Source organism: Pseudomonas sp. PDM18 (genome assembly GCF_014852585.1).
Lineage (GTDB): Bacteria > Pseudomonadota > Gammaproteobacteria > Pseudomonadales > Pseudomonadaceae > Pseudomonas.
This window is the reverse complement of the sequence record NZ_JACVBX010000001.1, coordinates 472,059-495,882: the sequence shown is the minus strand read 5'-3', so window position 1 is coordinate 495,882 and position 23,824 is coordinate 472,059. Positions and strand designations below refer to the sequence as shown.

General features: G+C 65.7%; 19 protein-coding genes and 1 pseudogene. 10 read left to right on the top strand and 10 right to left on the bottom strand.

Annotation, left to right across the window (positions count from 1 at the left end; all coding sequences use genetic code 11):
- Positions 1-154: 154 nt before the first annotated feature.
- From IB274_RS02250 to rmuC, 4 genes are all read left to right on the top strand, one after another.
- On the top strand, positions 155-523 hold the full coding sequence (locus IB274_RS02250) for an antitoxin Xre/MbcA/ParS toxin-binding domain-containing protein (RefSeq protein WP_192430469.1): 369 nt from the start codon (positions 155-157) through the stop codon (positions 521-523).
- Positions 524-1,288: an RES family NAD+ phosphorylase gene (locus IB274_RS02245; protein ID WP_192430468.1), complete on the top strand. Its 765-nt coding sequence runs from the start codon at positions 524-526 to the stop codon at positions 1,286-1,288.
- Positions 1,289-1,364: 76 nt separating this feature from the next.
- Positions 1,365-1,574: a hypothetical protein gene (locus tag IB274_RS02240; RefSeq protein ID WP_192430467.1), complete on the top strand. Its 210-nt coding sequence runs from the start codon at positions 1,365-1,367 to the stop codon at positions 1,572-1,574.
- A gap of 568 nt (positions 1,575-2,142) precedes the next feature.
- A complete protein-coding gene (gene rmuC, locus IB274_RS02235; RefSeq protein WP_192430906.1) occupies positions 2,143-3,507 on the top strand; it encodes a DNA recombination protein RmuC in 1,365 nt (454 codons plus the stop codon).
- Positions 3,508-3,541: 34 nt separating this feature from the next.
- On the opposite strand, the gene IB274_RS02230 is transcribed toward rmuC, so the two are convergent.
- The 4 genes from IB274_RS02230 to IB274_RS02215 form a co-directional block, all read right to left on the bottom strand.
- A complete protein-coding gene (locus IB274_RS02230) occupies positions 3,542-4,888 on the bottom strand; it encodes an NAD(P)/FAD-dependent oxidoreductase (protein ID WP_192430466.1) in 1,347 nt (448 codons plus the stop codon).
- Between the two features lie 89 nt (positions 4,889-4,977).
- The gene (locus IB274_RS02225; protein WP_192430465.1) at positions 4,978-5,868 is read right to left on the bottom strand and encodes a metal-dependent hydrolase; all 891 of its coding nucleotides are present in this window, start codon (positions 5,866-5,868) and stop codon (positions 4,978-4,980) included.
- Positions 5,869-5,876: 8 nt separating this feature from the next.
- Complete coding sequence (locus tag IB274_RS02220; RefSeq protein WP_192430464.1) at positions 5,877-7,649, bottom strand: SDR family oxidoreductase; 1,773 nt, start codon at positions 7,647-7,649, stop codon at positions 5,877-5,879.
- Entirely contained in the window at positions 7,646-8,530 is an 885-nt protein-coding gene (locus IB274_RS02215; RefSeq protein ID WP_192430463.1) for a M24 family metallopeptidase, read from the bottom strand. The genes IB274_RS02220 and IB274_RS02215 overlap by 4 nt, the downstream gene beginning before the upstream one ends.
- Before the next feature lie 392 nt (positions 8,531-8,922).
- Here IB274_RS02215 and IB274_RS02210 point away from each other — a divergent pair, with 392 nt between their 5' ends.
- Positions 8,923-9,621, top strand: a complete 699-nt coding sequence (locus IB274_RS02210; protein ID WP_318652846.1) for a MerR family transcriptional regulator — start codon at positions 8,923-8,925, stop codon at positions 9,619-9,621.
- 4 nt (positions 9,622-9,625) lie between these two features.
- On the opposite strand, the gene IB274_RS02205 is transcribed toward IB274_RS02210, so the two are convergent.
- Positions 9,626-10,540 carry a LysR family transcriptional regulator gene (locus IB274_RS02205; RefSeq protein WP_192430904.1) on the bottom strand — a complete coding sequence of 305 codons (915 nt, stop codon included), beginning with the start codon at positions 10,538-10,540 and terminating at the stop codon, positions 9,626-9,628.
- An 83-nt stretch (positions 10,541-10,623) separates the two neighbouring features.
- Between IB274_RS02205 and IB274_RS02200 the strand changes: the two genes are divergently transcribed.
- Positions 10,624-11,082, top strand: coding sequence for a DMT family transporter (locus IB274_RS02200; RefSeq protein WP_192430462.1), 459 nt, complete (start codon positions 10,624-10,626; stop codon positions 11,080-11,082).
- A gap of 129 nt (positions 11,083-11,211) precedes the next feature.
- On the opposite strand, the gene IB274_RS02195 is transcribed toward IB274_RS02200, so the two are convergent.
- On the bottom strand, positions 11,212-14,688 hold the full coding sequence (locus IB274_RS02195) for a PAS domain-containing hybrid sensor histidine kinase/response regulator (RefSeq protein ID WP_192430461.1): 3,477 nt from the start codon (positions 14,686-14,688) through the stop codon (positions 11,212-11,214).
- 244 nt (positions 14,689-14,932) lie between these two features.
- On the opposite strand from IB274_RS02195, the pseudogene IB274_RS02190 reads away from it, so the two are divergent.
- The 4 genes and pseudogenes from IB274_RS02190 (at position 14,933) to IB274_RS02175 (ending at position 20,852) form a co-directional block, all read left to right on the top strand.
- Positions 14,933-15,519 (top strand): annotated as a pseudogene (locus IB274_RS02190) (GNAT family N-acetyltransferase).
- A 67-nt stretch (positions 15,520-15,586) separates the two neighbouring features.
- The gene (locus IB274_RS02185) at positions 15,587-16,438 is read left to right on the top strand and encodes a helix-turn-helix transcriptional regulator (RefSeq protein ID WP_192430460.1); all 852 of its coding nucleotides are present in this window, start codon (positions 15,587-15,589) and stop codon (positions 16,436-16,438) included.
- Positions 16,439-16,643: 205 nt separating this feature from the next.
- A complete protein-coding gene (locus IB274_RS02180; protein ID WP_192430459.1) occupies positions 16,644-18,809 on the top strand; it encodes a TonB-dependent receptor family protein in 2,166 nt (721 codons plus the stop codon).
- Between the two features lie 168 nt (positions 18,810-18,977).
- Positions 18,978-20,852: an MFS transporter gene (locus IB274_RS02175; RefSeq protein ID WP_192430458.1), complete on the top strand. Its 1,875-nt coding sequence runs from the start codon at positions 18,978-18,980 to the stop codon at positions 20,850-20,852.
- A 63-nt stretch (positions 20,853-20,915) separates the two neighbouring features.
- On the opposite strand, the gene IB274_RS02170 is transcribed toward IB274_RS02175, so the two are convergent.
- From IB274_RS02170 to rdgC, 4 genes are all read right to left on the bottom strand, one after another.
- Complete coding sequence (locus IB274_RS02170) at positions 20,916-21,125, bottom strand: cold-shock protein (protein ID WP_138215253.1); 210 nt, start codon at positions 21,123-21,125, stop codon at positions 20,916-20,918.
- 205 nt (positions 21,126-21,330) lie between these two features.
- The gene (gene sugE / locus IB274_RS02165; protein WP_017522056.1) at positions 21,331-21,645 is read right to left on the bottom strand and encodes a quaternary ammonium compound efflux SMR transporter SugE; all 315 of its coding nucleotides are present in this window, start codon (positions 21,643-21,645) and stop codon (positions 21,331-21,333) included.
- 133 nt (positions 21,646-21,778) lie between these two features.
- Positions 21,779-22,735 carry a bile acid:sodium symporter family protein gene (locus IB274_RS02160; RefSeq protein WP_192430457.1) on the bottom strand — a complete coding sequence of 319 codons (957 nt, stop codon included), beginning with the start codon at positions 22,733-22,735 and terminating at the stop codon, positions 21,779-21,781.
- A 71-nt stretch (positions 22,736-22,806) separates the two neighbouring features.
- Positions 22,807-23,727 (bottom strand): recombination-associated protein RdgC, encoded by a 921-nt coding sequence (rdgC, locus tag IB274_RS02155; protein WP_192430456.1) that lies wholly within the window; start codon positions 23,725-23,727, stop codon positions 22,807-22,809.
- Positions 23,728-23,824: the final 97 nt, after the last annotated feature.

Sequence of the window (23,824 nt, the reverse complement as noted above, 5' to 3'; positions counted from 1 at the left end):
AGTAAATGTCTGGTAAAGAGTTTTTCCACTTTTTCAGCGCGTGGATACAAGGCCGTGCGTGAGTCGACCTAAGTCGGGCTGCGCTGTTTCGTCTTTGTGCGATTGCAGCATTTAATGGTATGTTTGCAGTGAATGCACTGAATGGAGTTCTGCCATGAGCGCTCTGCTGAAGGAAAACCCGGCTGCCGATGCCGTCCTGGCGAAGGCAGTGCTGACTGCGCGCGAGCACCTGGCAATGACCCAGCAGGAACTGGCTGCCATCGTCGGCGTGGACCGCAGCGCGGTGAGTCGCTGGAAGCAGAACGGCCTGCGGGTGGACAGCAAGACCGGCGAGCTGGCACTACTGTTGGTGCGCATCTACCGCGCACTCTTCGCGCTGTTTGGCGGCAATCATGAAGACATGCGCCACTTCCTGCGCACCGAGAACCGTCACCTCGGCGGCGTGCCGTTGCAGTTGATGGAGCAGGTGCAGGGATTGGTTGCGGTGGTCGAGTACCTGGACGCTATCCGGGGCAAGGTCTGAATGTCCTTCACAGCTGGCGCCCGTCTCTGGGCGAAGTATGAGGATTCGGTCGTCGCTCCCATCCGCGGGCGCCTGGTGCGCCTGGTGGAAAGCCAGGGCCAGGTAGCGACTTTGCAGCTGGTGGACACCTTGGAGGAGCAGGCGTTGCTCGAGGAATTGCTGGAAACCAGCAAGCCGCGCATGCCGCCACCCGCCGAGCCGCTGCACTATCTATTGAAGACACCATTCCGCTATCCACCGCTGCGCTGGGGCTCGCGCTTCGGGCGGCGCCATGAGCCGAGCCTGTTTTACGGCGCGCTCAAGCTGGAAACGGCGATGGCGGAATCGGCCTTTTACCGCTTCGTGCTGTGGGAAGGGATGGCGACACCGCCGCCCAGTGGGCGAATCCTGTCCGAACACGCGTCCTTCGAGGCGCGTTTCCAGGTACAGAAGGGCGTGCGCCTGCACCTGCCGCCTTTCCGGGAACACGAAGCGCTGCTCGATCCTCAGGATTACAGCGTGACCCAGGGCCTGGGCAGCGCGATGCGTGAGGCGGGGGTTGAGGCATTTGAATACCGTTCGGCACGTTGCCCGAACGGTGGCGTAAACGTGGCGTTGTTCGCTCCCTCGGCCTTCACCGAGAAGCGTCCGCGCAATCTGATGCCATGGCTGTGCGAGACGACTTCCGAGTACGTCGCCTTCAAGCATGCCCAGGTGCCCGACAGCCCGCGACTGTACCGGCGCGAGCAGTATCTGGTGGATGGCAGGCTGCCGCATCCGGCCTGACCGTTCATCGTTTGCCACTGTCGCGTCATGGCGAGCGGTGTATGTTTCGGGATGGCCAAGCAGGGAGCGCCAGACCATGGATATACGGATAGCCGTCCATCCCAGCGACGATCGTCGCTGGCGCGTGTACCTCAACCAGTTCTTCTACGACTGCAACAGCCGCAGTGCTGCCGAGCGCATTTACGCGCGGGTCAGCGCCGCCGAGCGGCAGGCGGTCCAGCTTCCCGATCCACCCCGCATCATCCGGCCGCAGCGCTTGCCGCGCCGGCAGGTCCAGATCGCATGAAATTCTCCGGGTATCGGCGTCGGGAGACGGAGCTTCCGGCGCGCGCTGTACCCGGATGAATGCACTGTCTGCCTGAGAACACTTCCTATCCACTGCCCTGAAACGGGGCGGTCGGCTGTTGCGTGGCGCGCACTTGTGCACAATGCTGACGCACTCTGTCAAGTCCCCGAAACATTGCAGTTGGCCACCTCTCGAATTTCCTTGCGTTTTTTAACTCATTGAAAAATAAAGTAAATTTCGATTGGTGAAAAAATCACCAATCTGTCACACGGCCCCAGTTCACTGGGGGTATGGGCTGTTTTAAGCAAGTTCTCCACTGAGTTATCCACAGCTTCTGTGGATTGTCCCGAGCGCTTGCTCAGGAGCCTTGTTCCAAGGCCTTTACAGCGGACGAGGCTCCTCGCACGGGCGACTGTTAGACTGGCGCGATCCATTGCCACACCCGGAGTCCTGCATGCCCCTCGATCTTTCCGCCCTGTTGTTCGGTGCGCTCGCCGGATTGCTGCCCATGGCGGTGCTCGCCTGGCGCCTGCAGGCGCGCAGGGTGGAGGTGGAGCAGGAGGCGACCCTGCTGCGCGAGCGCCTCGCCATGGCGCAACTGGCGCAGGACGGACTCTCCGCCCAGGCCGAGGCGGACCGCGAGGCCTTCCAGCGCCTGAGCGGCCGGCACGCTGAACTCTCCGCCGAGGCGGCGGCACTGCGCCGTGAAGTCGAGCTGGGCAAGGATGAGCGCGCGCGCCTGGGCAACGCTGAGCAGGACTGGCAGGCCGAGCGTGCCGACAAGGAAGTCGAACTGCGCCGACTCTCCGCCGAGCACGCGGCACTGTCCGCCGAATTGCGCGAGCAGCAGGAGAATCACCAGCAGCGCCTGGGCGATCTGCAAGCGGCGAAGGACGACCTGCGTGCGCAATTCGCCGAGCTGGCCGGGAAGATCTTCGACGAGCGCGAACAGCGTTTTGCCGAGTCCAGCCAGCAGCGCCTCGGGCAATTGCTGGATCCGCTGAAAGAGCGCATCCAGTCCTTCGAGAAACGTGTGGAGGAGAGCTACCAGGCCGAGGCCCGCGAACGCTTCTCGCTGACCAAGGAGCTGGAGCGCCTGCAACAGCTGAACCTGCGGCTGGGCGAGGAAGCTACCAACCTGACCCGCGCGCTGAAGGGCCAGAAGACCCAGGGCAACTGGGGCGAACTGGTGCTTGAACGCGTGCTGGAACATGCCGGCCTGGAGAAGGGGCGCGAATACGAAACCCAGGTCAGCCTGCGGGCGCCGGACGGCGAGCGCTTCCAGCCGGACGTGCTGATTCGCCTGCCCGGCGACAAGCAGGTGGTGGTGGATGCCAAGGTCAGCCTGACCGCCTACCAGCAGTTCATCGCCGCCGAGGACGAGTTGATCCGCCAGCAGGCGCTCAAGGCGCACGTGCTGTCGTTGCGCAGCCATGTGAAGGGTCTTTCCGACAAGGATTACCGTCGACTGGAGGGCCTACACAGCCTCGACTTCGTGCTGCTGTTCATGCCGATCGAAGCGGCTTTCTCGGCGGCGCTGCAGGCCGAGCCGAACCTGTTCCAGGAGGCCTTCGAGCGCAACATCGTGATCGTCAGCCCGACCACCCTGTTGGCGACGCTGCGTGTGATCGACAGCCTCTGGCGCCAGGAACGGCAGAACCAGAATGCCCGTGAGATCGCCGAGCGTGCCGGGGCGCTGTACGACAAGTTCGTGCTATTTGTGCAGGACCTGGACGAGATGGGCACCCGCCTGCAGCAGTTGGACAAGACTTACGCGGCCGCGCGCAACAAGCTCTGTGAAGGACGCGGCAACCTGATCAGTCGCGCCGAACAGGTGAAGCTACTCGGGGCTCGGGCCAGCAAGAACCTGCCGACCGAGTGGCTGGAGCGGGCATTGAGCGATGACGCGCCGGTGGTTGAAGAGGGCGAATAGCGCGGGAATGACCTTGTAGGAGCCAAGCGATCCTTCAGAATAACGAGTAGGGCTTGCCGGCCGTCCGGTCGGCAAAGCGCCGCAACCTGAAGGCATGCAGGTCCATCCCCGGCTCGCCGTTATGCAGCCACTGACTCATCACCTGGCCGACGATGGGTCCCATCGCAAAACCATGGCCGCAGAACCCGGTGGCGATCAGCAGGCCGGGGACTTCCGGCGGGGCGTCGAGCACGGGGATGCCGTCGGGCAGCACGTCGATCAGGCCGGCCCAGCTTTCCACCACCTTCACATCGCGCAGCGCCGGGAATGCCCTGGCGAGGTTGCTCTGCGCCTGGAACACGCGCGAGGTATTGGCTTTCACCTGCGGATCGCGTTCGCCAAGGACCGGGCCATTCACGCTTCGTTCCGAGCCGGGCAGGCGCTGGCGCAGGTCGTGGAACAGCGCGCCGTTGAGCTTGAAGGAGAAGCCCGCGCGGTGCTCCGGCAGGTGCGGCAGGTAATGTTTTGCTCCGCGCAGGTAATCGAGGTTGAGGTCGATATCGGCCTGGGTTTCGTCGGCGAGGTTGATGCTGCCTTCGGCGCGCTGGCGGAAGCCGATGCCGTGGCCGATGAAACTCTGCGCGCCGACATCCGGACCGGGGCTGGTGCGCGAGACGGTGCACCGCACGGCCTGTTGCGGCAGCGCCAGCCCGAGGCTCTGCAACAGGCGCCAACTGCTGGCGCCAGCGCAGACCAGCAGTTGCCGGGTCTTCACGTAGCCGCGTTCGGTCTGCACACCGCAAATGGCGCTGGCGGCGCGGTCGATGCCGGTGACGCCGCAGCCCTCGACGAATACGGCGCCGCGCTCGATGGCGCGCAGCGCGTAGGCGGGAGCGACGCGGCGCGGCTCGGCCTGGCCGTCGTTGGCGGTGTAGAGAGCGCCGAGTGCCGGATCGCTAAGCGCCGGCATCAGCTGTGCGACTTCCGCGCGGCCCAGCAGCCGGGTGCCGAGGCCGAAGTTCGCGGCGACCTTCAGCCAGTCCTCGTACTTGTGCTGCTGCTCCGGCGTTTCGGCCAGGTACAGGCAGCCGCCCTGACGCCATTCCAGCGGTAGTTGCAGCTCCTCTTCCAGACGTTCCCACAGCGGGATGGCGGCCATCATCAGCGGCACTTCCGCCGGGTCGCGCGCCTGCTGGCGGACGAAGCCCCAGGCGCGGGTGGATTGCTGGCTGGCGAGGCCGGCCTTGTCCAGCACCAGCACGCTCAGGCCCAGGCCGGCGAGCTGCCACGCGGTGGCACAGCCCATGATGCCGCTGCCGGCGATGACCACGTCCACCTGCTCCGGCAGGCGCTCCACGCGGGAGGAAAGGGCGGGGTGAAGCGGATAGGTTCCCATCGGCATACGGCGGCGTCCCTGAATCGAGTAACGGATGCCGCAGTATGCGATTGCCGTGCGCCGCGCATCCACTGCGCGGGCGCGCCGACAGGCCTTCAGGATGCGCGCGCGGCCCGGCTGGCGGCCGGCGAACGGGCCAGATAGTCCAGCGCTTCCTGGGTATTGGCCTCGTGGTCGGGGTGGTACCAGGGCTTGAAGTAGCGCAGGAAGCTGGTGGCCACCGAACTGATCTTCGGCAGCACGCCGTTGCGCGAACCGTCGCGCCAGATGGCGGCGAAGGAACGCGGTCGGGCGATGCTCGGGTCCTGGCGCGACAGGGTGCGGGTGCCGAAGGCGAACAAGTAGATGATCAGTGGCCAGACCACGAACATCCACAGCTGGCGGCTGACGAAGGTGCCACCCAGGTGCACGTGCAGGTCGTGGGCGACGTTACGGTGCTCCACCTCTTCGGCGCCGTGCCAGCGGAACAGGTCCAGCAGTACCGGATCGGCCTTGGCGCGGTCCAGCGCATCGGCCTCCAGGATCCACTTGCCGAGCACGCAGGTGAAGTGCTCCACCGCCGCGACGATGGCGCAGCGCTGGCCGATCCACCAGCGCCTGAGCCAGGCGTTGCGGTTGAACAGGGTGAAGCCCAGCGGCGTATCGCTGAGCAACTGTTCGAAGAGGTAGTCCATGACCTTGAGGTAGCGCGTCGAGTCGATACCGTGATGGCTCAGGTAACGCTCCAGCGCGCCGCTGTGGGCGCGGGCGTGCATCGCTTCCTGGCGGATGAATCCCTGCACGTCATCACGCAGGTTGCCTTCCTTCACGAAGGGCAGGGCCTTGTTGTACAGCCGGCAGAACCACAACTCGCCGGCCGGCAGCATCATGTGGATGACGTTGATCGTGTGGGACGCCTCGGCCTCGCCGGGAATCCAGTGCAGTGGCGAGTCGCTGTAGTCGAACTGCACCTTGCGTTGCACCAGCTTGTGATGATGGTCGTTCATGGGGATTCTCAGGCAGTCAGGTTGAGGCGGGCGAACAGGCGCGACAGCCAGGGCATGAAGCGCCATTGCAGGGCGCCCAGGTGCACTTCGCTGCCAACCTTCACCACCGGCTGGTTGCGTTCCACCGCGCGGGTGATGCGTTCTCCAACGGTGTCCGGGCTGAGCCGGCGCCGACGGTAGAAGCGCTGTACCTTCGCGCGGTGTTTCGCCTGTTGTTCGTCATCCAGGCCGGCGAAGCGCGTGGCCTGGACAATGCCGGTATCGACGAAGCCCGGGCACGCCGCGCTGACGCCGATGCCATTGCCTGCCAGTTCGGCGCGCAGGCACTCGCTGAGCATCAGCACCGCCGCCTTGCTGGTGGCGTAGGCCGGGTAGTTGCGCGACGGCGCGAAGGCCACGCCGGAGGCGACGTTGACCAGGTGCCCCGGCTTGCCGCTCTCGACCATCTGCTTGCCGAAAAGCCGGCAGCCGTCGATCACGCTCCACAGGTTGATGCGCAGCAGGCGCTCCCATTCCTCTGGAGTGGTCTTGAGCATTGGCCCGGCCATGCCGATGCCGGCATTGCTGACTACCACGTCGGGCACGCCGAGGCTGCTCTTCACCCACTGGGCGAAGCGCTCCATGGCGGCGCTGTCGCCCACGTCCACGCAATAGCTGTAGGCGTTGGCCCCCACCGCGCGGGCCAGTTCGGCGCTGCGCTCGGCGGCGGCCGGGTCGATGTCCGCGGCCAGCACGCTGGCGCCGCGTTCGGCGAAGCTCAGCAGGGTCGAACGACCGATGCCGCCGCCCCCGCCGGTGACCACCACCAGCTTGCCGGCGAACGGACCGGTGCCGGGCTTCAGCGCGGCGCGCTGCAGTTCCGGCGTGGCTTCGCCGCCTTCGATATGGCTGACGAACTCGTCGATCCAGGTGCCCAGGCGGGTCGGTTCGGCAAGCAATTGCCAGTGCCCGGCGGTGACGTCGCGCCGCCACAGGCGCGGTGCCCACAGCGAGAGTTGCTGGAACAGTTGCTGGCCGACGTAGCGGTCTTGCGTCGGCACGATGAGTTGCACCGGCACTTCGGTATGGCGCTTGCGGGGCTTGAAGATCGAGGTGATGAAGTTGGCCCGGTAGAGCTTCACGCCGTGCTCGCCGTCGCTGGCCTGGTGCGGGTTGCGTGCCGGGTTGCGGATGCCTTCGACCTTGCGCAGGTACTGCGGCCAGGCCTTCGCCGCGCCGAAGCGCCACGACAGCGACGGCAGCAGCGGCAGGTGGAAATAGTAGATGTACCAGGAGTGCAGCAGCTGGCTGATCATCTGCAGCAACGCGCGTGGCGTCTTACGGCGCAGGCGGTCGCGCATCCAGAAGCCGACGTGGTCCAGGCAGGGGCCGGAGACGCTGGTGTAGGAGGCGATGCGGGCGCGCAGTTGCGGATCGGTGACGCTTTCCCAGGTCTGGATCGAGCCCCAGTCGTGAGCCACCAGGTGCACCGCGCGCTGCGGGCTGACCGCATCGAGCACAGCCTTGAGGTCCTGGCTGAGCAGCTCCAGGCGATAGTCGCGGGTCTTGCGCGGCTTGTCCGATTCGCCGGCGCCACGCACATCGTAGGCGACCAACTGGTAGCGCCCGGACAGCCGGCGGATCAGCGGCAGCCAGACTTCATGGTTGTCCGGGTAGCCGTGGACGAACAGCACCATCGGCAGGTGCGGTTCACCCCAACGCCAAACGGCCAGGCGCACGTTGCCGGACTGCACCTCCAGGCGTTCGGGCGTCGGCAGCGCGCTCTCCAGCATCGCGTTCATGCCACCTCCCGCCGCGCCGGGGCGCTGATCAGGCCGCGGGCGATCCAGCGGCGCACGTGGGGCAGGTCGTCGTCCAGCCAGTAGGCATCGTCGTCGGTGACCACCAGCAGCTCCTCGAACTTGGCGCCCACGCCGCGCAGCCCCAGGTGTGGCTCGACGGCCCATAGGCCGGGCGTCGGGGCGTGTTGCGAGCGGTCATTGCTCGACCACAGCGGCGACCAGCCTTCGCGGCGGCCGGTGATCAGGGCGTTCTTCATCAGCGTGGCGATGTTGCGTACGCCGAAGCGCGCCAGCGAAGGGCCGCTGTCCCGCGCGCCGAGTTTCTCCACGCGGTGGGCCAGCACTTCGAAGGGGTAGGCCTTGTGCCGCGGCAGAGTGCCCTGGCGCTGGCAGAGGCGGTCGACCGACTGGCTGACTTCGGCCAGCGGCAGGCGCTGGCGCACCTGTTCGACGATCAGGTTGCGGTGCGCCAGCAGGTCGTCCATCAGGCGCTCCACCAGCAGGTTGTGGCCCAGCGCGCCGGAGTAGCCGACGTCGGCGGTGTAGGCGCCCAGGGTCGGCGCGCAGTCGAGGATGAAGGGCATGCCTTCCTCCAGACGCTGCTTGCCGGGGTAGAAGGCCAGGTTGAAGCCGCCCAGGTGGCGCAGGCCGTCGAAGCCCTTGAACGAGGTGCGCGGGCCGAACCAGGCAAAGGGCTGGTGGAACCAGTCGCGCACGCCGTGATCGAGCAGCCAGGTCTTCATCAGGGCGGCGGTCTCGCGTTCGCTGATGCCTGGGCGCAGTTCGCCGGCAATGGTTTCGCAGCAGCGGTAGGCCAGTTGCTGAGTCTCGCGGAAGTGCCGCAGGTCTTCTTGGGTGGGCACCCAGGCGCCTTGGGACATGACTTTCTCCAGGCTGGTTATTGTTATCGTGACATTGAACAATGTCACGATCGATGCTGACCCATCAGCGGGCGTTGCGCCACGCTGTGCGCGTCGGTCCCTGAGTGTTACCGCGGCGTGGAGCCGCTGGCGGCGCGGGTTGTAGAGGGGAGTGGGATTTGCAGCGGGCGCAGTTCCCGTCTTTGGTTGGGCTGCCGGGCTGTGCGGCGGGTCACTTTGGGACTAGTGCTTTCGATTGTTCTGAGGGCGCAACGGTGACTATCATCCGCGCCATGAGCACACCCCTGAATCTTCTGCAGCGCCTGCTGCAACGCCCGGACGACGCGCCTTCCGCGGTGGAGGACGAGCGCGAATACACGGTGGATGAGCTGGCCCGCGAGGGCGGCACCACGGTGCGCAACCTGCGCGCGTACCAGGATCGTGGCCTGCTGCCGCCGCCCGAGCGCCGTGGCCGCGCCGGGGTGTATTTCGCCAGCCACCTGCGCCGGCTGCGGCTGATCAACCGCCTGCTGGAGCGCGGCTACAACATCGCCAATATCAAGGAGCTGCTGCAGAGCTGGGAGCATGGCCACGACCTGGACCACGTGCTCGGCCTCGACGAAGCTATCGTCGGGCCGTGGAACCTGGAGTCCCCCGGCAGCATCGAGTTCAGCGACCTGCAGACACTCTTCGGCGATGAGCTCAATGACGCGGTGATCGACCAGGCGCTGTCGCAGGGCTTGCTGGCATTCGATGGCGAGCGCATCAGCATTCCCAGCCCGCGCCTGTTCAATGCCGGCGTCGAGCTGTACCGCGCCGGTATTCCGCTGGCGGCACTGCTGGATCATCTGGCGGTATTGCGCACCGACACCGAACACCTGGCCGCCGGCATCGTGCGGCTGGTGGTGACCCATCTGGTGGACAAGCCAGGCGCCGACCTACTGCCCGGCGCGGCGGATCTCGAGCGTCTCGCCGAAGTCTTCCAGCGCCTGCGGCCGGTAGCCGAGCAGGTGGTACTGGTGGAGCTGGCGCGCGGCCTGAAGCGCTCGGCCAACGAGATGCTCGGCGAGCGTGTCGGGGAGATCCTCCGCCGGCTGGAAACGCCGGAGTAGTGGCTCAGGTCCGGCCGGCCACCTCGGCCAGTTTTCCCCGTAGCCAGCGCCGCGCGGGTTCGTCCTCGCTGGTATCCGACCAGATCTGCACGAAGTCGAAAGGCGCCAGTTTCAGTGGCGGTTCGAAGCTGGTCAGGCCATGGCTTTCGAGATCGTCCGGAAGCATCCGCGCGGCAATCGTCAGGACCAGATCGGTGCCCGCCAGCAGGCTGGGTGCGACGCTGAAGTGCGGCACGGTGGCGGCTACCTGACGGCGCCGGCCGAGTTTTTCCAGGTGACTGTCGATCTCTTCCGCCGGGCTCTGCTGCAGGGCTACCCGCAGGTGCGGGGCGGCGAGGTAGTCGTCCAGGTCCAGGCGCTGTCTTGCGCCCAGGGTTTCCCTTGAGCACAGGCAGACGAAGCGTTCCTCGAACAACTGCTGCATCCGCAGTCCTTCGCGCAACATCGGGAAGACCCCCAGCGCGCCATCCAGCTCGCCGCTCGCCACCTGCTCGGCCATACCCACACGCGAGGCCTGGCGCACGTCCAGGTGAATGCCCGGCGCTTCGCGGCGCAGGAGCGGTAGCAGGGCCGGCAGCACCACCCAGGCGCCGTAGTCGGACATGCCCAGGCGCAATTCCAGCTCGGCGCTGGTCGGGTCGAAATCGTCGCCCAGTACCAGCCGGCGGACGCCGCCAAGGACTTCACGCAGTGGCCCGGCCAGTTCGAAGGCGCGGCGGGTCAGCTGCATCTGGTTGCCGGCGCGCACCAGCAGCGGGTCGTCGAGCAGGTCACGCAGACGATTGAGCGCATGGCTCACCGCCGGCTGGGTCATCGCCAGCCGCTCGGCCGCGCGGGAGACGTGGCGCTCGTCCAGCAGGGCATCGAGGATCACCAGCAGGTTGAGGTCGATGCGGCGCAAGTCATGAATTGAGTGCATCTGTGCTGTACCGATCATTCATTTCCATGCGCTGGATGGATAGCAGAAGCTGGCGCCTATCGACAAGCCATGGAGAACCCTCGATGTCGAAATTGCTTCTGCTGTTGCCCGCCATTGGGGTGGGCGGCCTGGTCGCCCTGCAGGCCGGCAGCAACTCGCTGCTCGGCCGCCAGCTGGGCCATCCGCTGAGTGCCAGCCTGACTTCCCTGGGCGTGAGTCTGGCGGCGGTGATCATCGCGCTGCTGGCCTTTCGCGTGCCGCTTCCGCCGGCAGCCGGCATCGCCACAACGCCGTGGTGGGGGTGGCTGGGCGGGCTGTTCGGCGCGGCCTACCTGACCGTCGCGGTAATGCTGGCGCCTCAGCTGGGTGCGGCCACCTTCCTCGCCTGTGTAGTGGCGGGGCAAATGCTGATGTCGGCGTTGTGCGACCAGTTCGGCTGGGCTGGATTCCCGGTGCGGCGGTTGTCGGTCGAGGGCCTGCTGGCGGTCGGGCTGATCATTGCCGGGGTGGTGTTGTTGCAGTGGCGGGGACGGGTGGCTTGAGGAGGGGCTTGCTGATGGCGCTGGGTAGGTTCGCGAGCAAGCTCGCTCCTACGAAGAGCGCGTATGCCGCACCTGTAGGAGCGAGCTTGCTCGCGAACCGCCGCCGCTGCCAAAGCTCGGCTTGGCGACTTATCTCAGGCTCAAATGCCGACTCAACAGCGCCCGCAGCGCCGCCGGCTTCACCGGCTTGGGCAGGAAATCCAATCCGGCCGCGTGAATTTGCGCCACCAGTTCCGGGCGTGCATCCGCGCTGATGACCACGCCCGGCACCGGCTCGCCCAAACGGGTGCGCAGCCAGGCCATGAGGTCGGTGCCCAGTTCACCGTCGTCCAGGTGGTAGTCGATCAGCGCCAGTTGCGGGCGCGCATCCTCGTCCAGCAGCGCCTGGCATTCTTCGCGGCTGCGCGCGGTGAGCACACGGCACCCCCAGCGGGTCAGCAGGCTGTTCATGCCGGTGAGGATGCTGTCTTCGTTGTCGACGCAAAGCACCTGCGCGCCGTTGAGCTGTTCCGGGGTTTCCACCTTGTGCCCGTTGAGCGGCGCCGGGGCCGGCTGGCGCGCCAGCGGCACGCTGACACTGAACACGCTGCCCTTGCCTGGCCAGGAGCGAACTTCCAGGCGGTGGCCGAGCACCTTGCACAGCCGGTCGGCAATCGCCAGGCCGAGGCCCAGACCTTTTTCGGCGCGGGTCTGGTGGCTGTCCAGGCGTTTGAATTCCTCGAAGATCACCTGCAGCTTGTCCGGTGGTATGCCCGGACCGTGGTCCCAGACCTCCAGGCGCAGGTGCCCGGCCTCCCGGCGCACGCCCAGGAGCACGTGACCCTTGGCGTAGCGGAAGGCGTTGGTGAGGAAGTTCTGCAGCACGCGGCGCAGCAGCTTGATGTCGCTTTCCACGCGCAGCTTGCTGCCGCGCACGTGGAAGTCGATGCCATGTTCCTGGGCCAGTACGCGGAATTCCACACCGAGGGTGTCGTACAGGTTGCTCAGCGGGAAGGCCGTGACGTCGGCGCTGACGCGGCCGCCTTCGAGACGCGAGATGTCCAGCAGGTCGGTGATCAGGTCTTCCGCCGAGCGCAGCGACGAGTCCAGGTGGCGCACCAGTTCGGTGGCCTCCTCGGGCAGTTTTTCCTGATGGGCGAGGGCGGCGGAGAACAGCCGCGCGGCGTTCAGCGGCTGCATCAGGTCGTGACTGACCGCGGCGAGGAAGCGCGACTTCGACTGGTTCGCCGCCTCGGCCGTGCCCTTGGCCTCGGTGAGCGCCTGGTTGAGCTGCGACAGCTCGAAGGTGCGTTCCTGCACTCGCTGTTCCAAGCTCTCGTTGGCGTCCTTCAGGCCCTGCTCGGCGTCGCGGTAGTTGGTGATGTCGGTGAAGCTCATGACGAAGCCGCCGCCGGGCATTGGGTTGCCGATCAGCTCGATCACCCGGCCGTTTGGGAACAGCCTTTCGGAGGTGTGCGGCGTGCCCTGGCGCATCCAGTACAGGCGCTTGGCCACGTGCAGGTCGGGGTCGCCGGGCCCGCACAGGCCGCGCTCGGCGTTGTAGCGGATGATGTCGGCAATCGGCCGACCGACGTAGATCAGCCCGTCCGGGTACTCGAACAGTTCGATGTAGCGGTGGTTCCAGGCCACCAGGCGCAGCGACTGGTCGACCACGCTGATGCCCTGGGTGATGTTCTCGATGGCGCCCTGCAGCAGCGCTCGGTTGAACTGCAGCACTTCGGAGGCTTCGTCGGCGATCTTCACCACGTCCTCCACCTGCATCTCGCGGCCTTCGATGGCGGCCTTCACCACGGCACGCGCAGAGGAGGCGCCGAGCACGCCGGCGAGCAGGCGTTCGGTGTGCGCGATCCACTCGTCATTCGCGTTCTGGCTGGGGGTGAAGCCCTTGCCCTGGCGGTAGGCGAAGCGGATGAAGCTCTGCCGCGCGCGTTCTTCGCCGACGAAGCGGGCGGCGAGCATCAGCAGGTCTTCCAGCTGCACCGCGAGCATCGAGCGCGAGCTGAGTTTCTGGGAGATTTCCTGGCCGATGAAGCGGCTGGCCTGCCAGTGCTCGGAGACGCGGGTGCGGGAGAACACCGAGACCAGCCCGAACAGCGCGAAGTTACCGATCAGCGAGAGCAGCACGCCAAGGGTCAGCGGCTCGATGGACAGGCCGAACGGGCGCCCGGCCAGCCACGCAAGGCCGGGAAAGGCCTGCAGCGGCCAGCCCAGGCCCTTCGCGACCACCGGCAGCACCAGGGTGTAGGCCCACAGCAGCGAGCCGGCGGCGAGGCCGGCGAACACGCCGCGGCGGTTGGCCTGCTTCCAGTACAGCGCGCCGATCATGGCCGGGCCGAGCTGGGCGATGGCGGCGAAGGCTATCTGGCCGATGGTGGCGAGGCTCGCGGTGGAACCCAGCAGGCGGTAGCTGACGTAGGCCAGCAAGAGGATCAGCGCGATGCTCACCCGGCGCACGGTCAGCAGCCAGTGGCGGAACACCTCGAACGGCTGCTCGGCTTCGCCTTTGCGGCGCAACAGCCAGGGCAGCAGCATGTCGTTGGAGACCATGGTGGACAGCGCCACGCTGGCCACGATCACCATGCCGGTGGCCGCCGAAGCCCCGCCGATGAAAGCCAGCAGGGCCAGGGCCGGATGTGCCTCGGCCAGCGGCAGGCTGATCACGAAGGAATCCGGCATCACACCGGCGGGCAGGTGCATCTGCCCGGCGAGGGCGATGGGCACCACGAACAGCGCGGCCAGCACCAGGTAGATCGGGAACACCCAGCGCGCCAGGTTGAGGTCGCGCGGCTCGATGTTTTCCACCACCAGCACATGGAACTGGCGCGGCAGGCACATGATGGCCGTCATCGCCACGCCGGTCTGCAGCAGCATCGCCGGCCAGTGCACGGTCTCCTTCCAGTACTCGTTGAGCTGCGGGGCGACGCGGGCCTGGTCGACCAGGTCGCCGAAGCCGTCGTAGAGGCCGTAGGTGACGAAGATGCCGACGGCGATGAAGGCGGTGAGCTTGACCAGCGATTCGAAAGCGATCGCCAGCACCATGCCGCGGTGGTGTTCGGTGACGTCCAGGTTGCGGGTACCGAAGACGATGGTGAACAGCGCGAGGATCAGCGACACGATCAGGGCCGTGTCCTGGGCGCGGATGCCGGTGGAGTCGGGCCCGGCGCCGATCAGCAGGTTGACGCCAAGGACGATGCCCTTGAGCTGCAGGGCGATGTAGGGCAGCACGCAGACCACGCAGATCAGCGCCACCACGACCGCCAGCGCCTGCGACTTGCCGTAGCGCGCGGCGATGAAGTCGGCGATCGAGGTGATGTTCTCCTGCTTGCTGATCATGATCATCTTCTGCAGCACCCAGGGCGCGAAGAGCATCAGCAGCACCGGGCCGACATAGATCGGCAGGAAGGACCACAACTGGTCGGCGGCCTGGCCGACGGCGCCAAAGAACGTCCAGCTGGTGCAGTAGACCGCCAGGGAGAGGCTGTAGACCCAGGCGCGGACACGCGGCGAAAGAGGGGCGCGACGGCGGTCGCCATAGAACGCGATGGCGAACAGGACCGCCATGTAAAGCAGGGCGACCGTTGCGATCAACCCACTGGACAACGACATGCTGACTCCGGAAGTGAACTGGCTCCCCCGCAGGAGCGCTCGCAGCAGTTTCGCACCAAAGTCCGGAACTGTCAGACGCCTGCTACCAATGTCTCAGTGGCGCTGTGCCGCGCTTCACACTTGAGGACGGAGCGCCGGGCTGGTAGCTTGCCGGCCTTTTCGCGGTCCGTCTGTCGTGCGCCTGCCGGCGCGCGGCACTTCGCCAGGCCGCTACGCTCTGATGTGAGCGATGATTTCGCGTCGTGTGTCGAGGAGGGCGCCATGTTCAGACCGTTACCCATCACCTTGCAGCGCGGGGCCCTGCGCCTGGAGCCGATGGTGGAGGCCGACGTGCCGGACCTGGTGACGCTGGCGGAGCAGAACCGCGATGTCCTGCAGTTCATGAGTGCGCCGGGGCGCCCGGACTGGTACCGCCAGGGCCTGGCGGACCAGCGCGAGGGCCGCGCCCTGCCGCTGGTGGTGCGCCTGGGCAACCAGATCGTCGGCACCACGCGCTTCATGGACTTCCTCCCGGCGCTGCCGGCCTGCGAGATCGGCGCCACCTGGCTGGATCAGGCCCAGCACGGCAGCGGCCTCAACGCCACGATGAAGTACCTGATGCTGCGCCACGCCTTCGACAGCTGGAAGATGGTCCGCGTGCAGTTCAAGACTGCCGCCAGCAACGAGCGCTCCCAGCGCGCCATCGAGAAGCTCGGCGCGGTGCGTGAGGGCGTGCTGCGCAACCACCGGCGCCTGGCCGGCGGGCGGCTGGACGACACCATCCTCTACAGCATCACCGACCAGGAATGGCCGCAGGTGAAGGCTGCGCTGGAAGCCGGTTTCAACGGCTGAAGGGGCGGTGTAAGGTGATCGACCCCGCGCGGTCTGCAGAGCAGCGGTGCGGCATCGAGGCAGGACCATGGCAGAACACCACGCGAGCGGCGAACGCACCCGTTTCTGGCGCGCCCAGGAGCTGGGCGGCGTCGAGCTGCTGCACGCGCGTTACATCGAGCAGGTGTTCTCGCCCCACGTCCATGAAGGCTTCGCCTTCGTGATGATCGAGCAGGGCGCCCAGCGCTTCCACCATCGCGGCGCCGAGCATTTCGCGCCGGCGGGCAGCGTGGTGCTGATCAACCCCGACGAGGTGCATACCGGCTCCAAGGCCGACGACGCCGGCTGGCGCTATCGCGGGTTCTACCCGGAGCTGGCGCAGGTTTCCGGCGTGCTGGAAGAGCTGGAGCTGGGGGGACGTGGCACGCCGTCGTTCGACGCCAGCGTGGTGTTCGACCCCGAGCTGGTGCAGGCGCTGTTCGCCGCCCACAGTCTGGTGGATTCCGATGCCACTGTGCTGCAACGCCAGACCTGCTGGCGCGAGGCGCTGCTGTTGCTGTTCCAGCGCCACGCGCGGATTCCCGAGGCACCGGCTGCCGGCAACGAGCCCGTCGCCGTGGCCCGCGCCCGCGAACTGCTCGGTTCGCGGTTGATGGAGCCGCCATCGCTGGAAGAACTGGCCGCCGCCGTCGGGCTGTCCCCCTTCCACTTCGCTCGCGTGTTCCGCAAGGCCACCGGCCTGCCGCCCCACGCCTGGCTCAAGCAGCGCCGGCTGGAACAGGCGCGGGCGCTGCTCAAGCAGGGTTGCATGCCGGTTAACGTGGCGATGCAGTTGGGCTTCGCCGACCAGAGCCACCTCAGTCGGCAGTTCAAGCAGGCCTATGGGGTCGGTCCCGGCAAGTACCGTCAGGCCTGTACGCGGTCTTTCAGTCCCGTCTGATTCTTCCTGCACCGTTACCAGCCATACCCCGCCACCGAAAGGCTGCTGGCCGATTGCCGAGGCTGATGAACAGTCGTTCGAGATGCCGAAAAGAGAATTTGAGTCAACCGGAATATTTTTTCATTTGCGATATATTTGCATTTACAAAATTTACAATCAGTTCTAATTTCCCGCCCCTTAACGAAGTACCCGGGGAGGGGGAAGTATGTCGCACGTTCGTTCTTGGTCGCGCCTGGCGATCGCCGTGGCCCTGGCCACACCTCTGGTGCCTGCGCAGGCTGAGGAAGAGACCAAGGAGTTGGAGACCGTTACCGTGGTCGGTGACTGGCTTGGCGAGGCCGATCAGCAAGTGGTGCAGAACCACCCCGGCGCGCGCACCGTGGTGCGTCGCGAGCAGATGATCGAAGAAGGCGCGCAGAACGTGCGCGACGTACTGCGCGGCATCCCCGGCGTGCAGGTGCAGGACAACAACGGCACCGGCGGCAGCGATGTGTCACTCAACGTTGGCGTGCGCGGCCTGACTTCGCGCCTGTCGCCGCGCTCCACCGTGCTCATCGATGGCGTCCCGGCCGCCGTGGCGCCCTACGGCCAGCCGCAACTGTCGATGTTCCCGCTGTCGGTGGGTAACCTCGACAGCGTCGACGTCGTGCGTGGCGCCGGTTCCGTGCGCTACGGACCGCAGAACGTCGGCGGGGTGATCAACTTTGTCACCCGCGCGATCCCCAGGGAGTTTTCCGGCGATGTCGGCAGCACCGTGGAAACCGCTTCCCACGGCGGCTGGAAGAAGCTCTACAACGCCTTCCTCGGCGGCACCGCCGACAACGGCATGGGCGCTGCGCTGCTGTATTCGGGCGTGAAAGGCGCGGGCTATCGCGACGGCAACGACGCCACCGACATCGACGACGTGATGTTCAAGACCCATTGGGCGCCCACCGACGCCGACGAATTTTCCGCCAACTTCCACTACTACGACGGCGGCGCCGACATGCCCGGCGGCCTGACCCAGGCGCAGTTTGACAAGGATCCGTACCAGTCGGTGCGCGACTACGACAACTTCACCGGCCGCCGCAAGGACGTCTCGCTCAAGTACAAGCGGCAGATCGACGACCTCACCCAGGTCGAGGTGCTGACCTACTACAGCGACAGCTTCCGCGGCAGCACCATCGCCAACCGCGACCTCAAGACCCTGGCGTCGTACCCGCGCGATTACCACACCTTCGGTATCGAACCGCGCGTGTCGAAGATCTTCATGGTCGGCCCGACTACCCAGGAAGCGAGCATCGGCTACCGCTACCTGAAGGAGGCGATGCACGAGCGCGCCAGCCAGGTAGGTCTGGTCAACAATATCCCGACGCCGATCCCCGGCGCCGACGGCCACACCTACCAGGACCGCACCGGCGGCACCGAGGCGAACTCCATCTACCTCGACGACAAGATCGACGTGGGCAACTGGACCGTCACCCCGGGCATCCGCTTCGAGCGCATCTCCACCGATTGGCACGAGCGCCCGGTGCTCGACAACAAGGGCAAGCCAGTCCAGGAGAAGAACCGCAGCAAGGACTACAACGAGCCGCTGCCGGCGCTGGCGGTGATGTATCACCTGTCCAACGAGTGGAAGCTGTTTGCCAACTACGAGACCTCTTTCGGCAGCCTGCAGTACTTCCAGCTCGGCCAGGGCGGCAGCGGCAACGACACCGCCAGCGGCCTGCAGCCGGAGAAGGCGAAGACCTACGAAGTGGGCACCCGCTACGACAACGGCACCTGGGGTGGCGAAGTCACGCTGTTCTACATCGACTTCGACGACGAGCTGCAGTACATCAGCAACGACGTGGGCTGGACCAACCTGGGGGCGACCAAGCACCAGGGCATCGAGACTTCGGCGCACTACGACATGGCCGCGCTCGACCCGGTGCTCGCCGGCCTGACCGCCTATGGCACCCTGACCTACACCCGCGCGACCTACGAAGGCGAAATCCCCGGTTTCCAGGGCCGCGATTTACCGCTGTACTCGCGCCAGGTGGCGACCATCGGCCTGCGCTACGAGCATGACCGCTGGACCTACAACTTCGACGGCTTCGCCCAGTCGAAGCAGCGCGCGCCCGGCCCGATCACCAACGCCAACGGCAGCTTCACCGGCAACTACATCACCGAGCCGACCGCAGACGGCCAGTACGGCGACATTCCCGGCTACGTGCTGTGGAATGCCCGCGTCGGTTACGACTTCGGCCCGCAGGCCTCGAACCTGAAGGTCGCCGCCGGGGTGAAGAACATTTTCGACCAGATGAACTACACCCGCTCCAGCGACAACAACGCCGGCATCTACCTCGGCGAGCCGCGCACCTTCTACGTGCAGGGCAGCGTCGGCTTCTGACGTCGCGCCGGTCCATTGGAAAGCCCGTCCTTCGCGACGGGCTTTTTCTTGCACGAATTGCGCTGTTCGAATGGATTTGTGCGGGAAATGTGGCTTTTCTCCATGCGGTTGCCGTCATATCCGTGCTGTCATTCCGGCTCAAGGCCGCTACGCAGGTATACAAGGACGATGTCTCAACACTCGCAATTCGCCCTGCTGGGCACCAAGCGATTCCTGCCCTTCTTCATCACCCAGCTGCTGGGTGCGTTCAACGACAACATCTTCAAGCAGTCGCTGATCCTGGCGATCCTCTACCACCTCACCGTCAGCGGCGACCGCAACCTGCTGGTCAACCTCTGCGCGTTGTTGTTCATCCTGCCGTTCTTCCTGTTCTCCGCCCTGGGCGGACAGTTCGGCGAGAAGTTCAACAAGGACGCGCTGATGCGCGCGCTGAAGCTGGCCGAGATCGTGATTATGGCGGTGGGCGCCGCCGGCTTCGTGTTCGGCAGCCTGCCACTGCTGTTCCTCGCGCTGTTCGCCATGGGCACCCACTCGGCGCTGTTCGGCCCGGTGAAGTACTCGATCCTGCCGCAGCACCTGCGCGAGGACGAACTGGTCGGCGGCAACGCCCTGGTGGAAATGGGCACCTTCCTCGCCATCCTCTGCGGCACCATCGGTGCGGGCGTGCTGATGTCGCGGCAGGACTACGCCGCCGGCGTCGGCGTTGCGGTGGTGCTGGTGGCGGTCTGTGGTTTCCTTGCCAGCCGCAACATCCCCCGCGCCGCCGCCGCGCTGCCCGACCTGAAGGTCGACTGGAACATCTTCCGCCAGTCCTGGAGCATCCTCCTGCTCGGCCTGCGCCAGCGTCCGGCGGTGTCGCGCTCGCTGGTGGGCAACTCCTGGTTCTGGTTCCTCGGCGCGGTCTACCTGACGCAGATCCCGACCTACGCCAAGGAGTTACTGCACGGCGATGAGAGCGTGGTGACGCTGATCCTCACCGTGTTCTCAGTCGGTATCGCGCTGGGCTCGATGCTTTGCGAAAAGCTTTCCGGCAAGAAGGTGGAGATCGGCCTGGTGCCCTTCGGCTCCATCGGCCTGAGCCTGTTCGGCATCCTCCTGTGGTGGCATTCGGGCGGCTTCCCGCAAGGCGAGCAGCCCTACAATTGGCTGGCAGTGCTGGAGCACTCGCAGTCCTGGGCGGTGCTGGCGGACATCCTCGGCATCGGCATCTTCGGCGGCTTCTACATTGTGCCGCTGTATGCGCTGATCCAGGCGCGCACGGAGGAGGACAAGCGTGCGCGGGTGATCGCCGCCAACAACATCCTCAACGCGCTGTTCATGGTGGTCGCGGCGATCGTCTCGATCCTGCTGCTGTCGGTGGCGAAGCTGTCGATCCCCGAGCTGTTTCTCGTGCTCTCGCTGATGAACGTCGCGGTGAACGTGTACATCTTCAAGATCGTGCCCGAGTTCACCATGCGCTTCCTGGTCTGGCTGCTGACCCACTCGATGTACCGGGTCGACCATCGCAACCTCGAAGCCATCCCCGACGAAGGTCCGGCCGTGCTGGTATGCAACCACGTGTCCTTCGTCGATGCGCTGCTGATCGCCGGCTCCGTGCGTCGCCCGGTACGCTTCGTCATGTATTACAAGATCTTCCGCATCCCGGTGCTTAACTTCATCTTCCGCACCGCGGGCGCCGTACCCATCGCCGGGCGCAACGAAGATGCGCAGACCTACGAGAGGGCTTTCGCCAAGGTCGCCGAGTATCTGCGGGAAGGGGAGCTGGTATGCATCTTCCCCGAGGGTATGTTGACCCTGGATGGCGAGATGAACGAGTTCCGCGGCGGCGTGGAGCGCATCATCGAGGAGACCCCGGTGCCGGTGATCCCGATGGCGCTGCAGGGACTGTGGGGCAGTTTCTTCAGCCGCGACCCGCAGAAGGGCTTCTTCCGGCGCCTGTGGTCGCGGGTCTGCCTGGTGGCCGGCCAGCCAATGGCGCCGGAGGAGGCCAAGCGCCTGGTGCTGCAGGAACAGGTCGCTGCGCTGCGTGGTGCGGCGCGCTGACTTTTCTCGCGGCAAAGAAAAAGCCCCGGCATTGCCGGGGCTTTTTCATGGGCGTGTCGCGGTTCAGATCACCTGAACTTCGTCAGCCTGCAGGCCCTTCTGGCCTTCAACCACAACGAAGGAGACCTTCTGGCCTTCCTGCAGCGATTTGAAGCCGTTGCCCTGGATCGAGCGGAAGTGAACGAAGACATCGTTGCCGCTTTCCGGAGTGATGAAGCCGAAGCCCTTGGCGTCATTGAACCACTTGACGGTGCCGGTCTGACGATTCGACATGGAGATACACCTTGAACTATTGAATATTGTTTTGCGGAACAGTCCGCGCTCTTCCTGAGTTGCAAGGTGCAGTCGAAGCCGGGTGATGGGGAATGGCCCCACCAGGTCACGAGCCACAGTGACCCAAGCAAACACAGTGGTCCGGAGCATACCGACAAATTTTCGGGAAAGCGACAGCCCGCCGGTATCGAGAACCGATACAGCGTCAGTGGCTCAATTTCAGGCCGACCAGTCCGCACAGGATCAGCGCAACGCTGAGCAGGCGCACCGGCGCCATGGACTCGCCGAACAGCACGATGCCGACGATGACGGTGCCCACCGCGCCGACGCCGGTCCAGATGGCGTAGGCGGTGCCCAGCGGCAGGTTTCTCATCGCCAGGCCAAGCAGGCCCATGCTGGTGATGATCGCCAGCACGGTCAGAGCGGTCGGTATCGGACGGGTGAAACCTTCGGTGTATTTCAATCCGACGGCCCAGGCGACTTCGAACAGGCCGGCGACGAACAGAATGATCCAGGACATGGAGCTCTCCAGACGGTGGATGGTATGAGGGCCGTCCCCGCTGGAGCACCGGAAGGTGGTGAGGTCGTCCTCACAATGTGCAGTATTTTGCACAAAATCGGTGCGCCGGGCAAGCCGGCGCTCGTTTTCTGCCCTATTGTGGGGGCTTTTCCTGGGTGGCTGGCGCCTCGGTCATCCGGCGGAACCAGGTGGAAAGCGTCGCGCCGGAGATGTTGTGCCAGACGCTGAACAGTGCGCTGGGAACTGCCGCCAGCGGCGAGAAGTGCGCGCTGGCCAGCGCCGCGCCAAGGCCGGAGTTCTGCATGCCAACTTCCAGGGCCAGTGACTTGCGCTGCGCCAGCGGCAGGCCGAAGACCTTGGCGGTGAAATAACCGAGTAGGAACCCGAAGCCGTTGTGCAGGATTACCACGGCCATGATCAGCAGGCCGGACTCGGCGATCTTCCCCTGGCTGGCGGCGACCACGGCGGCGACGATGATGACGATGGATATCACCGAGATCAGCGGCAGCACGTCTACCACATGGCGCACCCGCGCGCCGAGCAGTCGCTGGGCTGCGAGGCCGAGAACGATAGGCACCACGACGACCTGGAGGATCGACCAGAACAGCGCGCCGAAGGATACCGGCAGCCAGGCCGAGGCCAGCAGCCAGATCAGCGCCGGGGTCAGCAGCGGGGCGAGGAGGGTGGTCACGCCGGCGATGGCTACCGATAGCGCCAGATCGCCGCGCGAGAGCCAGGTCATCACATTGGAGGCGGTGCCACTGGGGCAGCAGCCGACCAGGATGACGCCCACAGCGATTTCCGACGGCAGGTGCATCAGCTGGCAGAGCAGCCAGGCCATGCCTGGCATGATGACGAAATGGGCGATCACGCCGAGGGTGACGCGCCAGGGATGCCGGGCGACTTCGGCGAAGTCCTCGACCTTGAGCGTCAGGCCCATGCCGAACATCACGACGCCGAGCATGGGCACAATGGCGGCGGTGAGCGGAGTGAACAGGGAGGGGACGAAGAACGCAAGGATGGCGAAGAGCAGCACCCAGAGGGCGAAGGTGTTGCCCATGAAGCGGCTGAGCAGGATGAGAGCACGCATGGGCCGTCCTTCTTTTTATGTGGGCCTTTTATGGTGTCAGGCGCCGCACGGAGGCGGCGCCTGCCGGGGCATCAGATGCCTTCGGGCATCGCTTCGCCGCCGAGTGCTTCGATCAGCGCCGGGATGAACTCGGCGAAGGTCAGCATCATCAGGGTGAAGCTGGCGTCGAGCTGGCCGAGGGCGTCTTCTCCACCGTCCTGCTCCGCTTTCTCCTGCAGCATGTCTTCGAAGCGCAGGCGCTTGATCGCGACCTTGTCGTCGAGGACGAAGGACAGCTTGTCCGACCAGGCCAGGGACAGCTGGGTGACCAGCTTGCCGGAGGTCAGGTGCAGCTGGATTTCCTCGCTGGTCAGGTCCTGGCGCTTGCAACGCACCACGCCGCCGTCTTCGTGAGTATCACGCAGCTCGCACTCGTCGAGGACGAAGAAGTCGCCGGCGGCTTCCTGGGTCTTCACCCAGTCGGTCAGGGTGGCGGTCGGCGCGGTCTTCACGGTCAGCGGGCGCACTGGCAGCGAGCCCAGGGCTTCGCGCAGGGTGGAGAGCAGATCTTCGGCCTTTTTCGCGCTGGAGGTATCGACGAGGATCAGCCCCAGGCTCGGGGCGATGGCGGCGAAGGTCACCGAACGGCGGATGAAGGCGCGCGGCAGCAGGGTCTGGACGATCTCGTCCTTGATCTGGTCGCGCTCCTTCTTGTAGACCTTGCGCATCTGCGCGGCTTCGATCTCGTCCACCTTCTCCTTTAGCGCGTCACGCACGACGCTGCCCGGGAGGATGCGCTCTTCCTTGCGCGCACTGACCAGGAAGAAGCCTTCGCTGGCGTGCACCAGCGGGGCATCCGGGCCCTTGCCGAAAGGTGCGGAGAAACCGTAGGTAGTCAGTTCCTGGCTGGCGCAGGAGCGCGCCGGCTTGCTGGCCAGGGCTTTCTCCAGGGCATCGGCGTCGATCTGCAGATCCTGGGTGAGTCGGTACACGAGCAGATTGCGGAACCACATGAGGGGCTAACTCCTGGACACAAAGGATGCATTATTCCGCTCGGCGCGGTTCAGGCCAACCCCGTTTCGTCATTCGCTCTCTTCATCTAAGCCTTTG

Bases quoted from the DNA above. Each gene is read 5' to 3' on its own strand.
- IB274_RS02230 (WP_192430466.1), bottom strand. From the start codon at position 4,888: ATGCCGATGGGAACCTATCCGCTTCACCCCGCCCTTTCCTCCCGCGTG.
- IB274_RS02200 (WP_192430462.1), top strand. From the start codon at position 10,624: ATGTCGAAATTGCTTCTGCTGTTGCCCGCCATTGGGGTGGGCGGCCTG.
- IB274_RS02245 (WP_192430468.1), top strand. From the start codon at position 524: ATGTCCTTCACAGCTGGCGCCCGTCTCTGGGCGAAGTATGAGGATTCG.
- IB274_RS02160 (WP_192430457.1), bottom strand. From the start codon at position 22,735: ATGCGTGCTCTCATCCTGCTCAGCCGCTTCATGGGCAACACCTTCGCC.
- IB274_RS02215 (WP_192430463.1), bottom strand. From the start codon at position 8,530: ATGTCCCAAGGCGCCTGGGTGCCCACCCAAGAAGACCTGCGGCACTTC.
- IB274_RS02240 (WP_192430467.1), top strand. From the start codon at position 1,365: ATGGATATACGGATAGCCGTCCATCCCAGCGACGATCGTCGCTGGCGC.
- rdgC (WP_192430456.1), bottom strand. From the start codon at position 23,727: ATGTGGTTCCGCAATCTGCTCGTGTACCGACTCACCCAGGATCTGCAG.
- IB274_RS02170 (WP_138215253.1), bottom strand. From the start codon at position 21,125: ATGTCGAATCGTCAGACCGGCACCGTCAAGTGGTTCAATGACGCCAAG.
- IB274_RS02205 (WP_192430904.1), bottom strand. From the start codon at position 10,540: ATGCACTCAATTCATGACTTGCGCCGCATCGACCTCAACCTGCTGGTG.
- IB274_RS02195 (WP_192430461.1), bottom strand. From the start codon at position 14,688: ATGTCGTTGTCCAGTGGGTTGATCGCAACGGTCGCCCTGCTTTACATG.
- IB274_RS02185 (WP_192430460.1), top strand. From the start codon at position 15,587: ATGGCAGAACACCACGCGAGCGGCGAACGCACCCGTTTCTGGCGCGCC.
- IB274_RS02220 (WP_192430464.1), bottom strand. From the start codon at position 7,649: ATGAACGCGATGCTGGAGAGCGCGCTGCCGACGCCCGAACGCCTGGAG.
- IB274_RS02250 (WP_192430469.1), top strand. From the start codon at position 155: ATGAGCGCTCTGCTGAAGGAAAACCCGGCTGCCGATGCCGTCCTGGCG.
- IB274_RS02225 (WP_192430465.1), bottom strand. From the start codon at position 5,868: ATGAACGACCATCATCACAAGCTGGTGCAACGCAAGGTGCAGTTCGAC.
- IB274_RS02175 (WP_192430458.1), top strand. From the start codon at position 18,978: ATGTCTCAACACTCGCAATTCGCCCTGCTGGGCACCAAGCGATTCCTG.
- IB274_RS02180 (WP_192430459.1), top strand. From the start codon at position 16,644: ATGTCGCACGTTCGTTCTTGGTCGCGCCTGGCGATCGCCGTGGCCCTG.
- sugE (WP_017522056.1), bottom strand. From the start codon at position 21,645: ATGTCCTGGATCATTCTGTTCGTCGCCGGCCTGTTCGAAGTCGCCTGG.